Genomic DNA, 14,750 nt, shown 5'->3' on the forward strand with positions numbered 1-14,750 from the left:
TACTCCCAAAAATGCCTGCATGAACACCGCATTGTTGCATAAACTGTTTACTTTGCGATGTTCAATGCGTATTTGATTTAACGGCACGTCACTGCACCCATCAATATTCCAGGTTGACCGCTGCGCCTTACCCTTATCAATGAGGATGCCATGCCGCACTTACGGAACGCTTACTCTCGCGGGCTCAAAGCGCTGGTCGTTGCTTTAAGCCTTAGCGCCCTGAGCCCCACCAGCTACGCACTCAACGACTACCATCTGCCCACGCTTGGCGGTGCCGCATCATCGGCGACCAGCGAGGAGTTCCGGCTAGGGCGCGCCTGGCTGCGTCAGTTCCGCGCCCAGGCACCACAATGGCAGGACCCGATCGTCAGCGATTACCTGGATAACCTGGTGGCCCGGCTGATCCCCTACAGCCAGATGGGCAGCCTGCAGACCACCACGGTGATGGTGGATAACCGTTCGCTCAACGCTTTTGCCGTGCCCGGCGGCGTGATTGGCATCAACTCCGGGCTGTTCGCCTTTGCCGAGGATGAAGGGGCGTTCGTATCGGTCATCGCTCACGAGCTTGGTCATCTCTCGCAGCGCCACTACGCGCGCGGCAGCGCCAGGGCCGAGCAGACACAGCTACCCGCCATGGCGGCCATGCTGGCCGGCATGCTGGTCGCCGCCAGCGGTGGCGGCGACGCGGGCCTGGCGGCGGCCATGGGTTCCCAGGCGGCGCTGATTCAAGATCAGCTCACCTACTCGCGGCGCTTCGAGCAGGAGGCCGACCGCATTGGCCTGCAGGCCATGGCCGATGCCGGGTACGACCCCGAAGCCATGGTGCGCATGTTTGCCGCCATGCAGCGAATGGCGCGCCTGCAGGGCGGCACGCCGCCGGAATTTCTGCTTACCCACCCGGTGTCCGACAGCCGCCTGAGCGATGCCCAGGCACGCGCCTCGCAGCTGAGCGTCGCCAATGCTCACACCAGCGATACGCTTTACGACATGATGCGCGCCCGCGCCCTGCTGAGCATTTACAGCAATTCGCCCCAGCAGGCCGCTTCCCGGCTTGCTCAAGAGGGCGCGGAAGAGCCCGCCCGCCGCTACCTGGATGCGCTGATTGCGGCACGTAACGGCCAGGCTGACCGCGCGCTGCAGATGATCGACCAACTGGCTGCCGAGCTGCCCGACTACGGCATGCTACCTGCCACCGGCGCAAGCCTTGCCCTGGAAGCTCAGCGCTACGACGACGCCATCAGCCGCAGCCAGCGCCTGCTGCGCTTCATGCCGGGCTATCTGCCCGCCCAACTGGTACTGGCGGAAGCGCAGTTGCAGCGCGACCCGAACGACGCCTACGCGCTCTTGAACGAGATTACGGCACGCCACCCAGAAAACCCGCAGGGTTTCAATCTGCTGGCCGAAGCGGCCGGGCGCAGCGGCCACAATAGCTGGGGGCATCTGGCCCGCGCCGAGCATCTGCAGCTGACCGGACGGGTCGATCAAGGCATACGCCAGCTCTCCCTGGCCCAGGACGCCGCTGAGCGCGAAAACGATCAGCAGGCGCTGGCGCGCATCGAGCAGCGCCGCGAAGCCTTTATCGAGTACCGCAAGGCACTGGACGACTTCTAGCCCCACCGCCCATGCAATGCGCCCGGCTTTTAGCCGGGCGCATTTACAGCGGGACGCTTCGGTCCATCCAGGTACTAGCGCTGGGCGTTGAAACCCAGCATCCGCTCCAGCGGCTTCAGCGCGCGCAGGCGCAGGGCCTCGTCCACCAGAATTTCACCGCTGCCCTGGCGCAGGGCGTCGGCCAGGTTATCCAGCCCGTTCATGGCCATCCACGGACAGTGGGCACAGCTGCGGCAGGTGGCACCGTTACCCGCGGTAGGCGCCTCGAACAGCGCCTTGTCCGGCACCGCCTGCTGCATCTTGAAGAAAATCCCCCGGTCCGTGGCCACTATCAGCTTGTCGTTGGGCAGCGCCTTTGCGGCGCTGATCAGCTGCGAGGTCGACCCGGCCACATCGGCCATGCGCACCACAGGCTCCGGCGATTCCGGATGTACCAGCACCGCGGCGTCAGGATAAAGGCGCTTGAGGTCTGCAATCCCCTTGGCCTTGAACTCTTCATGGACGATACAGGCGCCATCCCACAGCAGCATATCCGCGCCGGTCTTTTTCTGGATATAGCCACCCAGGTGCTTGTCCGGCGCCCACAGGATCTTCTCCCCTTTCGCCTGCAGATGCTCGATCACTTCAACGGCAATGGAGGAGGTCACCACCCAGTCAGCGCGCGCCTTGACCGCGGCCGACGTGTTGGCATACACCACCACCGTGCGATCCGGATGGGCGTCGCAGAAGGCGCTGAACGCCGCTTCCGGACAGCCGATATCCAGCGAGCAGGTGGCCTCGAGCGTGGGCATGAGCACACGCTTTTCCGGGGACAGGATCTTGGCCGTCTCGCCCATGAAGCGCACGCCCGCCACCACCAGCGTGGTAGCCTCGTGGCGAGCCCCGAAGCGGGCCATTTCCAGGGAATCTGCCACGCAGCCGCCGGTCTCTTCCGCGAGCTGCTGAATGGCATCATCGGTATAGTAATGGGCGACCAGTACCGCATTGTTTGCCTCAAGCAGCGCTTTTATGTCAGCCACGCGCGCCTGGTCTTCAGCGGGAATACGGGTAGGGCAATAAGGGCTTTGTAGCGGAGCATCAAGCTCTGCTGTAGTCATCATAGTCATCGTGTCTACCACTGTGACGAACAGGGAATCCCCCTGTTAACCATCGTCGCGGCAGTGTCATCCACACCTGCCGCTCGCGATTGCACCAGCCCGCTGCGTCTTTCGCGGTGGCCTGCTGCGGTCGGCTTTTCCGCCACTGCTTTTAAGCGGCGTGAAAGCGTGGCCTTATTGTGGTGGCAAGCGGCCGGGCTTCGCAAGTGGCACTCGAGGGGAATCGCGCATGGCAAAACGCCCCTGGCAGCGAGGCTACCAGGGGCGTTGAATTTGGTGGGTCGTGTAGGATTCGAACCTACGACCAATTGATTAAAAGTCAACTGCTCTACCAACTGAGCTAACGACCCAAATTCTTGCTTGACTTGCGTTTTACGACAACGCTTTCAAGATCGCGCCGCCTTTTCGTTCGAGTGGTGGGTCGTGTAGGATTCGAACCTACGACCAATTGATTAAAAGTCAACTGCTCTACCAACTGAGCTAACGACCCCCTCGAACGGATGCATATAGTACAGATACGACTTATGGATGGCAAGGGCTTTTTTAGCTTTCTATCAGCGCTTTCTGAACATGATCAATTAGCTGGATCAAATAATCGAAAGCGGCCTTGCCATCGACCCCGCTGATTGGGGTGATTCCAGGGCCGGGCTCCTGAAAAGCGCGCGCCGGTTTCATCACCGGCGCCGCGCTTTCCAAACGCCTCTCAGCGGCGGTTCTGCTTGGGCTTACGCATTGCCTGTACCGGGCGGCGCTTGTTCTTGTCACGGCTCCAGCGGTTCTTCTCGTCAGGCGTCAGCTCAGGTACCTTGCGGGTTTCCAGATTGGCAAGCGTGGCCAGGTCATCGACTTCATCTTGAGTAAGCTCGACCCACTCACCCGCCTTGGCGCGCTTGTCCAGGAAGATGTTGCCGTAACGCACCCGCTTCAGGCGGCTGACGGTAAGCTCCTGGGATTCCCACAGGCGGCGTACCTCGCGGTTGCGGCCTTCCAGAATCACGACGTGGAACCAGGTGTTGATCCCTTCGCCGCCAAACTCCTGAACGTCGGTAAAGCGTGCCGGGCCGTCTTCGAGCATGACGCCATCCACCATGGCGACAATATGCTCACGCTTGACCTCCCCCATCACGCGCACCGCGTACTCGCGCTCTACCTGGGTCGAGGGGTGCATCAGACGGTTGGCCAGTTCACCATCGGTGGTGAACAGCAACAGGCCGCTGGTGTTGATATCCAGACGGCCAATGGCAATCCAGCGCTCGCCTTTCAAGCGCGGCAGGCGCTCGAACACCGTGCGGCGGCCTTCCGGGTCCTTGCGTGTGCACAGCTCGCCTTCGGGCTTGTTGTACATGATCACCCGGCGCGGCGTTTCGTCTTCCGGGCGCAGCGTCACAGGCCGGTCATCAAAATTGACCTTGTCACGAATTTCAACGCGGTCGCCAAGCTTGGCGACTTGCCCATTGACCTTTACCCGGCCGTCGGCAATGGCGGTTTCCATTTCGCGCCGCGAGCCAAGCCCGGCTCGCGCCAGCACCTTTTGCAGTTTTTCGCTGGCGGGGGGAGTGTTAGTGCTCTGAGTCATGATCGTCTGACCTCGTATCATTGGTCTGCGTGCGGGCGCGGTCATCGTCGGTGCGCTGCGCACGTGCCGCGAGCCGTGCTTCCAGATCGGCAAAGCTCAGCGGCTGGGTTAACGCCGTCTCGGCGTGGTCGTCGGCTGTCTCAGCCGTCTTGGGTGGCGCATCCTGCACGCTTTCAGGCGCCTCGTCCAGTGTTTCCTGCGCGTTTTCTTCGCCCTCTAGAGCGCTGGATAACGGCAGGTCTTCCTGGGGGCCTTGTGCTTCGGCTGTGTCGCTCTCTTCCCACTTGGCAAGCTCGTGCATGGGTGGAAGAGCATCCAGGGTCTTGAGTCCGAAATCGTCCAGAAAGCTGCGCGTGGTGGCGTAAACCGACGGCCGTCCGGGCACGTCGCGATGCCCGACCACGCGAATCCAGCCGCGCTCCATCAGCGTGCGCATGATCGAACTGCTCACGCTTACCCCGCGCACCTCTTCGATATCACCTCGGGTAACGGGCTGGCGGTAGGCCACCAGCGCCAGCGTTTCCAGCAGCGCCCGCGAGTAGCGCTGTGGGCGCTCGTCCCACAGGCGCGACACCCAATGCGACAGCCGCGGGCGAATGCGCAGCTGAAACCCGGAAGCGGTTTCGACCAGCTCCAGCGCGCCCTCCTGGTGGCGCGCTGAAAGCCTGGCCAGCGCCTCGCGAAGCTCCCGCCGAGCGGGGCACTCCTGTTCCAGAAACAGCGTTTCAAGGCGCTCCAGCGCCAGCGGCTCACCGGCGGCCAGAAGCGCCGCTTCAATAATGTCGTCTAGGGTCGTATCTCTCATGGCGACTTCTCATCCGGCTCGAAGGCGGGTTCGTCAAACGCCGACGCTTCAAAGACATCTTCTTCTCCATCGATCTGCGTGCCGCTGCGCGCCCGCACATGAATCGGCGAGAGCGGCGCGTTCTGAACAATTTCGATCATCGACTCCTTGGCAAGCTCCAGAATCGCCATGAAGGTGACCACCACCCCCGCCCGTCCCTCTTCCAGAGTGAACAGGGTTTCAAAAGGCGTGTAGTGCTCCTGGGTCAGCTGCTCCATGATCCTGAGCATGCGCTCACGGGTCGAGAGCACCTCCCGGCTGATCTGGTGGGCCTGAACGAGCTCCGCGCGCCGGAGAACATCGGACAGCGCGCCAAGCAGCTCGTCAAGCGCCACGTCCGGGTGAATCACCCGCGCCTCGAGCGGCGGCAACCCCGCCTGCGCGCTGAACCAGTCGCGGCCCATGCGCGGCAGCGTATCCAGGGTTTCGGCCGCAGCCTTCAAACGCTCGTACTCCTGCAGCCTTCGAATCAGCTCGGCGCGCGGGTCCTCTTCCTCCTCCCCTTCCGCCTTGGGCGGCCTTGGCAGCAGCGTGCGCGACTTGATCTCCGCGAGCATGGCCGCCATAAGCAGATACTCGCCGGCAAGTTCGATCTCCATGGCCTTCATCAGCTCCACGTACTCGATGTACTGATGGGTGATGGCGGCCACGTTGATGGTCAGAATATCCAGGTTCTGCCGGCGGATCAGGTAGAGCAACAGATCCAGCGGACCTTCGAAGGTCTCGAGAAACACCCGCAGGGCCTCGGGGGGAATGTAGAGATCCTCCGGCAGCTGGGTGATCGGCTCATCGAACAGCCGCCCAAGCGCCTCCCGCACCGGCTCTGAGGCGGTGTCAGGCGGTGAATCTGTATCGGCAGGGGCGCTTTGTATCTCGCTCACGCAGTGGCTATCTCTCGGTCAATGGGCTGGCGGGCAGTGTAACAAAGTCGGCACGCTCAGGCGTTGGCGGCTGGGCGCATCAGCCGGCCTCGTCGGCCTTGCGGTAACGCCCATGGTAATCGAAAAGCTTGTCGCGAATCTGAAAATGCCGCCCCGCCTTGCGCCCGACCACGAAATCCGGGGCGCGCAGGCGGCGCTCCTCGGCGATCACCTCCTCCGGCGTCTGCGGCTGCCAGGGCGTGCCCGGCGCGCGCAGATGACGGCGCAGAAAGGCGGCATAAAACGCCCGGCGCTGGGCGGGGGTTTCCAGGGCAAACCACTCGGAGAGCGTCGTGCCATCCTCATCGTGGTAAGTCACCTTCAAGCGCGGCAGCCCTCGCCCATTGTGGGTCGCCTCGAGTTGCATGCCGCTGACCCGCAGCACCCGTGCGTCCTTGAGCTTCAGGGCATCCTTGAGCTTGTCGTCGGCATCCACCAGCAGCTGTTCGCAGCCGTGGCAGCGTCTTGCAGCAATATCGTTCTCCGCACCGCAGTTGTCGCACACCTTGAAGCGAAAGCGAAAATCGCACTGAATGCGGCGGCCGTCATCCTCCTCCACCAGCCCCTGGCAGCGGCGGCCGAAGTGTTCGATGACAAGCTCGCCGTCGCGCTTGCCCCAGAACAGGTTGGCGTGACCACAGGCCGGGCACGGCACCTGAACCGGCTCGTTGTCACCGGGCGGCTTCGGCTCGCCCACCTCCGGGGCGTAGAGATCCCAGGGATTGCCAGCGTAATCCAGAATCAGGCACTCCTGCTTGCCCGGCGAAAGGCGCAGGCCCCGCCCGGCAATCTGCTGGTAGAGGCTCACCGACTCCGTGGGGCGCAGCATGGCAATCAAATCCACGTGCGGCGCATCGAAGCCCGTGGTCAGCACCGAGACGTTGACCAGATACTTGAGCGCGCGCGCCTTGAAGGCGTCGATCAGCGCGGTGCGCTCCACCGACGGCGTAGCGCCGGTAATCAGCGCCGCCTCACCCGCCGGCAGGTAGCCCATGATCTCTTCGGCGTGGGCCACGGTGGCGGCAAAGATCATCACCCCCTGACGATCGGCCGCGCGTTCGATGATCTGGCGAATGATCATGGGCGTGGCGCGATTGCCGGCCACTACCCGGTTCAGCTCGGCTTCGCGATAGTGGCCGCTCTCGGCGGGCGCCAGCAGCGAGAAATCATAACCTTCAATCGCCATGTCCAGACGTCTTGGCTCGGCAAGGTAGCCTTGCTTGACCATCAGGCGCAGGGGCTGCTCGAACACGCAGTCGCGAAAGAAGCTCTCCTCGCCCCCGCGCACCATGCCGTGGTAGTGGCGGTAGTAGATGAATCCCTGCCCCAGCCGGTAAGGCGTGGCGGTCAGGCCCAGCACCTTGAGATTCTCGTTCTGGGCCCGCAGGTGATCGATCACCTGACGATAGCTTGCGTCCTTGTCCAGGGACACCCGATGGCACTCGTCGATCACCAGCAGCGTGAAGCCTGCGTCGTTGAAGGCGTCCAGGTTACGCACCACCGACTGCACCGAGCCGAACACTACCTGACGCGACGCCTCCTTACGCTTGAGCCCGGCGCTGAAGATATCCGCTTCAAGCCCATAGGCCTGGTACTTGGCGTGATTCTGCTCGACCAGCTCGCGCACGTGAGCAAGCACCAGCACGCGCCCGCGGGCAAGGCGGGCAAGCTCGGCAATGACCAGCGACTTGCCGCTGCCGGTAGGCAGCACCACCACGGCAGGCTCGCTGGAGCCGCGAAAGTGCTCCACGACGCGTTTCACGGCATCTGTCTGGTAAGGCCGCAAGGCAGGTGACGACATGACGCTCCTTCGGCAAGAAATGGTTGAACCAGGCACCCAGGGCCCCGGCAGTGCTACGCTAAGCGATGACGGCGGCCTCAGGGCCGCCGTCATGCGTTGCTACTGTGTTACCAGGCGGCGTTTAGCCTACCCATACCCGCGCGTTGCGGAACATGCGCAGCCAGGCGCCGTCCTGTGTCCACTCTGCCGGGCGCCAGGAGTTGGTGACCGCACGGGTCACGCGCTCCGGGTGGGGCATCATGATGGTCACACGGCCATCCGGCGTGGTCAGGCCGGTAATGCCCGACGGCGAACCGTTGGGGTTGGCCGGGTAGCGGGTAGTGACCTGCCCGTAGTTGTCGATATAGCGCAGCGCGATCTGGTTGCTGGACTGCATGCGGCGCAGATGCGCGCTGTCGCGGAACTCGGCGCGGCCTTCACCGTGGGCCACGGCAATGGGCAGCTGGGAGCCTTCCATACCCGCCAGCAGGATCGAAGGCGTCTTCTCGACCCGCAGCATGGCGACCCGGGCTTCGAACTGCTCGGACTCGTTGCGCACGAAGCCGGGCCAATCTTCTGCCCCCGGGATCAGCGTCTTGAGCTGGGAGAGCATCTGACAGCCGTTGCACACGCCCAACGAGAAGCTGTCATCGCGGTTGAAGAACGCCGCGAACTGGTCGCGCGCGCGCTCATTGAACAGCACCGACTTCGCCCAGCCGCCGCCAGCGCCCAATACGTCACCGTAGGAGAAGCCGCCACAGGCGACCAGCCCCTTGAATTCATCCAGGCTGACACGGCCTTCCAGGATGTCGCTCATGTGCACATCCACCGCGTCAAAACCGGCCTTGTCGAAGGCCCAGCCCATCTCGACCTGACCATTGACTCCCTGCTCGCGCAGTATCGCCATGGCGGGTCTGGCCAGATTGACGAACGGCGCGCTGATGTCCTCGTTGACATCGAAGGTAGGCGTGGCCGAAAGGCCCGGATCGCGTGCATCGAGCAGGCTGTCGAACTCGTTCTTGGCACACTCGGGGTTGTCGCGCAGCGCCTGCAAGCGGTAGCTGGTCTCCGCCCAGGTACGCTGGGTCAATTGGCGAGTGGTTTCCAGCAGCGGCTCTTCGAACAGCGTGACGCGCACCTGATCGTCGTAACGCGGCCTTGCAATCACGCCGCAGGTTTCGATGCCCGCGACGGCAAACTGGGTCAGCACTTCTTCGGTGTGCTGCCGGTTGACCTGAATCACTGCACCCAGCTCCTCGGAGAACAGCGCGTTGAGCGCCTCTACCGGCTCGTCGATCATCCAGTCGAGCTTGATCTCGAGCCCTGCATGGGCGGCAAAGGCCATCTCCAGCAGGGTAACCAGCAGACCGCCATCGCTGCGGTCATGATAGGCCAGCAGCTTGCCATCACGGTTGAGTCCCTGAATCACCTCGAAAAACGCCTTCAGATCTTCCGGGTCTTCCAGGTCCGGGCAGGTATCGCCCACCTGACCGTATACCTGGGCAAGCGCCGAGCCGCCCAGGCGGTTCTGGCCATTGCCCAGGTCGATCAGGATCAGATCCGACTCGTCCTGCTCCATGTTGATCTGGGGAGTCAGCGTGGCCAAGGCGTCCGTCACCGGAGCGAACCCGGTAATCACGGCCGCCAGCGGCGAGGTAACGCTTTTCGCCTCGGCCTCGCCCTGCTCGTTCTCACCCTGCCAGGCGGTGCGCATGGACATCGAGTCCTTGCCCACCGGCACCGCTATGCCAAGCGCCGGGCAAAGCTCCATGCCCACTGCGTAGACCGCATCATACAGTGCCTGATTCTCGCCAGGGTGGTCCGCTGCGCTCATCCAGTTGGCGGAGAGCTTGATATCGGACAGCTTTGCAATCGGAGCGGCGGCCAGGTTGGTGATGGCCTCGGCCACCGCCAGGCGCGCGCTGGCCGCCGGGTTGATCAAGGCTACCGGCGGGCGCTCGCCCATCGCCATGGCTTCACCGGCGTGGGTGTCGTAGCTTGCCGTGGTGACCGCCACATCCGCCACCGGCACCTGCCAGGGGCCAACCATCTGGTCGCGGGCGACCTGCCCTGTAATCGAGCGGTCGCCAATGGTGATCAGAAAGCTCTTGGAGGCCACGGTGGGCAGCCGCAGTACGCGGTCAAGCGCCTCGCGTAGATCCAGGTTATCCAGCATCACGCCGGAAAGCTCGGGCGTATGGCGCTCGAAGCTGCGCTGCATTTTCGGCGGCTTGCCGAACAGCACGCTCATGGGCAGATCGATCGGCTTGGTATTGAAGTGGCCGTCACGCACTTCCAGGTGGTGATCCGCCTGGGCTTCGCCGACCACCGCATAAGGGCAGCGCTCGCGCTTGCACAGCGCATCAAACGTTTCCAGATCCTCCGGCGCGACCGCCAGCACGTAACGCTCCTGGGCTTCGTTGCACCAGATTTCGAGCGGGCTCATGCCGGGTTCGGCGTTGGGCACGGCACGCAGATCGAAAAGCCCGCCGCGATTACCGTCCTTCACAAGCTCGGGCAGCGCGTTGGAAAGCCCGCCCGCGCCGACATCGTGAATAAAGCGGATCGGGTTCTTGTCACCCAGCGACCAGCAGCGGTCGATGACTTCCTGGGCGCGGCGCTCGATCTCCGGGTTCTCGCGCTGAACCGAGGCAAAATCCAGGTCGGCGCTGGAGGTACCCGAGGACATGCTGGACGCTGCCCCGCCGCCCAGGCCAATCAGCATGGCCGGACCGCCCATCACGATCAGCTTGCCGCCGACCGGGATATCCCCTTTCTGCACGTGCTGGGCACGAATGTTGCCGTAGCCACCGGCGAGCATGATCGGCTTGTGGAAGCCGCGGCGCTCGATGCCGCCCTCGTTGAGCGACTCCTGCTCGTAGGTACGGAAGTAGCCGGCAAGGTTGGGGCGGCCGAACTCGTTGTTGAACGCCGCGCCGCCAATCGGGCCTTCCAGCATGATGGAAAGCGCCGACTGCATGCGCTCGGGCTTGCCGTAGTCGAAGGCTTCCCAGGGCTGCACGAATTCCGGAATACGCAGGTTGGAAACGGTAAAGCCGGAAAGCCCCGCCTTCGGCTTGCCGCCGATGCCGGTGGCGCCCTCGTCGCGAATCTCGCCGCCGGAGCCGGTGGCTGCCCCCGGGAAAGGCGCAATCGCCGTCGGGTGGTTGTGGGTTTCCACCTTCATCAGGATATGAATGGGCTCCTGGTGCGCGCCGTAAAGCGCGCGCTCGTCTTCGGCACCGGTCAAGGGAGTGGCGAAGAAACGCCCGGCCTGGCTGCCCTTGATGACCGCCGCGTTGTCGCTGTAGGCGGAGAGCACGTTATCCGGCGACGTCGCAAAGGTGTTCTTGATCATCTTGAACAGCGACTGGGCCTGTGGCTCGCCGTCGATCACCCAGTCGGCGTTGAAGATCTTGTGCCGACAGTGCTCGGAGTTCGCCTGGGCGAACATCATCAGCTCGATATCGGTCGGGTTGCGGTTCAGCTCGTTGAAGGCATCGACCAGATAGTCGACTTCATCGTCGGCAAGGGCCAGGCCCAGTTCGCGGTTGGCTGCCACCAGCGCTTCACGGCCGCGGTCCAGAATATCCACGCTGCCTAGTGGCGCCGGGTCGTGGCGGGCAAACAGCCGCGCCGCGTCCGAGGTATGCTCCAGCACGGTTTCGGTCATGCGGTCGTGCAGCAGGGCCGCCACAGTGGCCAGGCGCTCATCGTCCGGTGCGGTACTGAAGGCTACCCGGTAGTCCACGCCCCGCTCGATGCGGCGAATGTCGGCAAGCCCGCAGTTGTGGGCGATGTCCGTTGCCTTGGAAGACCAGGGCGACTGCGTGCCCAGGCGCGGCACGACCAGAAACCGCCGCGCATCCTCAGGCACTTCGCCCTGGGGCGCGGTGCCGTAATCCAGCAGCTGTGCCAGGCGCTCGCGGGAGGCGTCACTGAGCTCTTCACGGTGGTCAATAAAATGAACATAGTGGGCAGACAGCGCCTCCACCTCGGGAACATGTTCACGCAGCACCGTTAACAGCCGTGTATGACGGAAGGCAGAAAGGGCGGGCGCGCCTCGCAGTTCGAGCATATCCTGAAGCCTCTAGAGCAGGGAGAATTCGAGCAGGGTAATAGAGACCGCCAGGCGGCCCCCTTAAATGACACTGATTGGCACCATGATACTGGAAAGCGGCGGCCACACGAAATCAACAAGGTGACAGCCTGCCCCCGGCTGGGTATCGTGGCAGCTTGTTTCATGCCGACAAGACCCCATGCCGACGTTGATCCTGCGCCATTTCCTTGCCCACTTGCGCCTCTATTTTGCGTTACTAATCATTATTTTACTGATTCTTTTGCCGACGTTTCCCAAGGTCCTGCCGGGGGAGCATCTGGCGCAGATCAAGGCGCGTGATTTCATTACCGCGCACACCCGCAATACGCCCACGACCTACTACGAAGGTCGCCAGGGGCCGACCGGTTTCGAGTATGAGCTGATGCATCTGTTTGCCGAGCATCTAGGGGTAAGCCTGAACCTGAACGCCAAACATCACCCTGAAAGCGTGCTTTCGGCAGTGAGCGAACAGGGCGACTTCGGGGCTGCCGCCCTGCCGCTCAAACCCGCCACCCCTGGGGTACATTACACCCGGCCGATCATCCAGATGCAGCCACTGGTGGTGTACCGCCGCGGCCTTCATGGCATACAGGAACCCGGCGACCTGACGGGACTTGAGCTGGGTACGCTGAGCGAAGCAGGCACCAGTGAAGCGCTGCGCGAGCTTCAGCAGGACTACCCTGCGCTGAGCTGGAAAGAGTCCACGGAGCTTGAAGTCGCCGAGCTGCTGGCCCAGGTAGAGAACGGGACGCTCGACGCCGCAGTGATCTTTGATCACCAGTTCAGACTCAACCGGCTGTTCTTCCCCAACGTCGAGCGCGGTTTTCTGCTCGGCGACCCACTTTCGATGGTGTGGGCCGTACCCAGCGGGCGCGGGCTGGGCCTGCTGGAGGCGGCCAATCAATTTTTGCAGGACCTGGATGAGAGCGGCATGCTCGATCATCTGGTCAACCGCTATTTCGGCCACGACGACTACCTGGAATACGTGGGCACACGTACCTTTCTTGCCCATCTGGACACCCGCCTGCCGCCGTTTGTCGACCTATTCCAGCAGGCCGCCAGCGAAACGGGGTTTGACTGGAAGCTGCTGGCCGCCGTGGGCTATCAGGAGTCGCACTGGGATGAAGAGGCGGTCTCACCGACCGGCGTGCGCGGGCTGATGATGCTGACCCACCCCACCGCCAGCGAAATGGGCGTCAACAACCGGCGCGACGCGGCGCAGAGTATCGACGGTGGCGCGCGCTACCTGCGCAGCCTCAAGGACCGGCTGCCGGAAAGCATTACCGGAAGCGACCGTTTATACATGGCCATGGCGGCCTACAACATCGGCCTGGGTCATCTTTACGATGCGCGCAAGATCACCGAAATGCGCGGCGGTGACCCCAACCTGTGGCGCGATGTGCGCGAGTCGCTGCCGCTTTTGCAGCATCAAGCCTGGCATAGCCAGACACGCCACGGCTACGCTCGTGGCGGCGAGCCGGTCATTTACGTGCGCAATATTCGCCGCTACTACGAAATGCTCGAGTACGTGGAGCGCAGCCGACAGCAGTTCTTCCAGCTTGAACGCTCGGGAAACGACACCCCTTCGCTGCTCCCATTTGAGCTTGTCCCGCCAAGAAATCCGTAATTTTCGGCAAGCATCGTGCCCGGTGCATGACGGGCTTTTCATATAAAAAATAATTACCTGGCCCCGGGAATTAAAGAAAATTCAGCGTATATGGATTACGCTTTTCTAACCGCTGAACAAACACGCTGGCGATAACAAACTCGCTTGGTTAATAAAACGTCAGCCGCCGATACGGTAAAGTGGTATGAAGGATCAAGATGAACGCACGTGCTGCCGCCAGCATCTTTACCGTATCTGATCTACAGATTGTCATAACGCGAAACCAGGGACCGCTTCAATGAACGCCAGCGTCGATACATTTGCAAGCCATGAAACCGCGTTGCAGGCGCTACGCGATGCGCTTCATGCCCGCCTTTCGCAGCTGCTGCCCGAAGGGCACGAGCGGGACCTGGTCGCGGCAGCAATGCGCGAAGGCACCCTGGCACCAGGCAAGCGTATTCGTCCGCTGCTGTTGCTGCTGGCAGCCCAGGACCTGGGCTGCCCGGCCGAACAGCCGGGGCTGATGGATCTTGCCTGCGCGGTGGAAATGGTTCATGCCGCCTCGCTGATTCTGGACGACATTCCGTGCATGGATGATGCATCGATGCGCCGTGGCCGGCCGACGATTCACCGCCAGTTTGGTGAAAGCGTGGCAATTCTGGCCGCCGTGGCCCTGCTCAGCCGTGCGTTTGGCGTCGTGGCTGAGGCCCAGGGCCTGACGGACGCCTGCAAGGCTCAGGCGTCTGCGGAGCTTTCCCGCGCGGCGGGGCTGGAAGGCCTGGTGCAGGGTCAGTTTCGTGATCTGAGCGAAGGCGCCCACTCACGCAGCGCCGACGCCATTGTCTCGACCAACACGCTGAAAACCGCCACGCTGTTCGAGGCCACGCTGCAAATGGCCGCCCTGGCGGCAGGTGCGTCTCATGAAGCGCGCCAGCCGCTACGCCGCTTTGCCCAGGACCTGGGGCAGGCCTTCCAGTTGCTGGACGATCTATCCGACGGCTGCTGCAATACCGGCAAGGACATCCACCAGGACAGCGGCAAGTCGACCCTGGTGGCCATTCTCGGCCCGGAGGCCGTACGTCAGCGCTTGCAGACACACCTGGGTCGCGCCGATGAGCACCTGTCCTGCGCCTGCGGCCAGGAGGCCGTTACCCGAGGTTTCGTGCGCGCCTGGTTCGACAAGCAGCTAACCATGCTCGGCTGAGCGCGCAAGGCTT

At 63.0% G+C, this 14,750-nt stretch carries 9 protein-coding genes and 2 tRNA genes; 3 read left to right on the plus strand and 8 right to left on the minus strand.

Going from position 1 to position 14,750, the window contains the following annotated elements; all coding sequences use genetic code 11:
• Positions 1-150 precede the first annotated feature (150 nt).
• Positions 151-1,611 (plus strand): M48 family metalloprotease, encoded by a 1,461-nt coding sequence (locus tag B0H98_RS04030; protein ID WP_106373756.1) that lies wholly within the window; start codon positions 151-153, stop codon positions 1,609-1,611.
• A gap of 74 nt (positions 1,612-1,685) precedes the next feature.
• Here the strand turns inward: B0H98_RS04030 and nadA are convergent, their stop codons facing one another.
• From nadA to purL, 8 genes are all read right to left on the minus strand, one after another.
• Positions 1,686-2,717: a quinolinate synthase NadA gene (gene nadA / locus B0H98_RS04035; RefSeq protein WP_106373757.1), complete on the minus strand. Its 1,032-nt coding sequence runs from the start codon at positions 2,715-2,717 to the stop codon at positions 1,686-1,688.
• Between the two features lie 265 nt (positions 2,718-2,982).
• Positions 2,983-3,058: transfer RNA gene (locus tag B0H98_RS04040), tRNA-Lys, on the minus strand.
• 64 nt (positions 3,059-3,122) lie between these two features.
• Positions 3,123-3,198 (minus strand) — tRNA-Lys (locus tag B0H98_RS04045).
• Positions 3,199-3,411: 213 nt separating this feature from the next.
• Entirely contained in the window at positions 3,412-4,284 is an 873-nt protein-coding gene (gene rluB, locus B0H98_RS04050) for a 23S rRNA pseudouridine(2605) synthase RluB (RefSeq protein ID WP_106373758.1), read from the minus strand.
• Positions 4,268-5,089, minus strand: coding sequence for an SMC-Scp complex subunit ScpB (gene scpB / locus B0H98_RS04055; protein WP_106373759.1), 822 nt, complete (start codon positions 5,087-5,089; stop codon positions 4,268-4,270). The genes rluB and scpB overlap by 17 nt, the downstream gene beginning before the upstream one ends.
• Positions 5,086-6,009, minus strand: coding sequence for a segregation and condensation protein A (locus tag B0H98_RS04060; protein WP_106373760.1), 924 nt, complete (start codon positions 6,007-6,009; stop codon positions 5,086-5,088). The genes scpB and B0H98_RS04060 overlap by 4 nt, the downstream gene beginning before the upstream one ends.
• A gap of 79 nt (positions 6,010-6,088) precedes the next feature.
• A complete protein-coding gene (gene radD, locus B0H98_RS04065; RefSeq protein ID WP_106373761.1) occupies positions 6,089-7,849 on the minus strand; it encodes a DNA repair helicase RadD in 1,761 nt (586 codons plus the stop codon).
• A 121-nt stretch (positions 7,850-7,970) separates the two neighbouring features.
• Positions 7,971-11,906, minus strand: coding sequence for a phosphoribosylformylglycinamidine synthase (gene purL / locus B0H98_RS04070; RefSeq protein WP_106373762.1), 3,936 nt, complete (start codon positions 11,904-11,906; stop codon positions 7,971-7,973).
• A 181-nt stretch (positions 11,907-12,087) separates the two neighbouring features.
• Here purL and mltF point away from each other — a divergent pair, with 181 nt between their 5' ends.
• Together mltF and B0H98_RS04080 are read left to right on the plus strand one after the other, a co-directional pair.
• Positions 12,088-13,554, plus strand: coding sequence for a membrane-bound lytic murein transglycosylase MltF (mltF, locus tag B0H98_RS04075; protein WP_106373763.1), 1,467 nt, complete (start codon positions 12,088-12,090; stop codon positions 13,552-13,554).
• 277 nt (positions 13,555-13,831) lie between these two features.
• Positions 13,832-14,737: a polyprenyl synthetase family protein gene (locus B0H98_RS04080; RefSeq protein ID WP_106373764.1), complete on the plus strand. Its 906-nt coding sequence runs from the start codon at positions 13,832-13,834 to the stop codon at positions 14,735-14,737.
• Positions 14,738-14,750: the final 13 nt, after the last annotated feature.

This window comes from Vreelandella songnenensis (genome assembly GCF_003002925.1).
Taxonomy (GTDB): domain Bacteria; phylum Pseudomonadota; class Gammaproteobacteria; order Pseudomonadales; family Halomonadaceae; genus Vreelandella; species Vreelandella songnenensis.

Excerpts from the sequence above, each read along its gene's own strand:
- B0H98_RS04030 (WP_106373756.1), top strand. The coding sequence starts at position 151 with ATGCCGCACTTACGGAACGCTTACTCTCGCGGGCTCAAAGCGCTGGTC.
- nadA (WP_106373757.1), bottom strand. The coding sequence starts at position 2,717 with ATGACTATGATGACTACAGCAGAGCTTGATGCTCCGCTACAAAGCCCT.
- rluB (WP_106373758.1), bottom strand. The coding sequence starts at position 4,284 with ATGACTCAGAGCACTAACACTCCCCCCGCCAGCGAAAAACTGCAAAAG.
- scpB (WP_106373759.1), bottom strand. The coding sequence starts at position 5,089 with ATGAGAGATACGACCCTAGACGACATTATTGAAGCGGCGCTTCTGGCC.
- radD (WP_106373761.1), bottom strand. The coding sequence starts at position 7,849 with ATGTCGTCACCTGCCTTGCGGCCTTACCAGACAGATGCCGTGAAACGC.
- purL (WP_106373762.1), bottom strand. The coding sequence starts at position 11,906 with ATGCTCGAACTGCGAGGCGCGCCCGCCCTTTCTGCCTTCCGTCATACA.
- mltF (WP_106373763.1), top strand. The coding sequence starts at position 12,088 with ATGCCGACGTTGATCCTGCGCCATTTCCTTGCCCACTTGCGCCTCTAT.
- B0H98_RS04080 (WP_106373764.1), top strand. The coding sequence starts at position 13,832 with ATGAACGCCAGCGTCGATACATTTGCAAGCCATGAAACCGCGTTGCAG.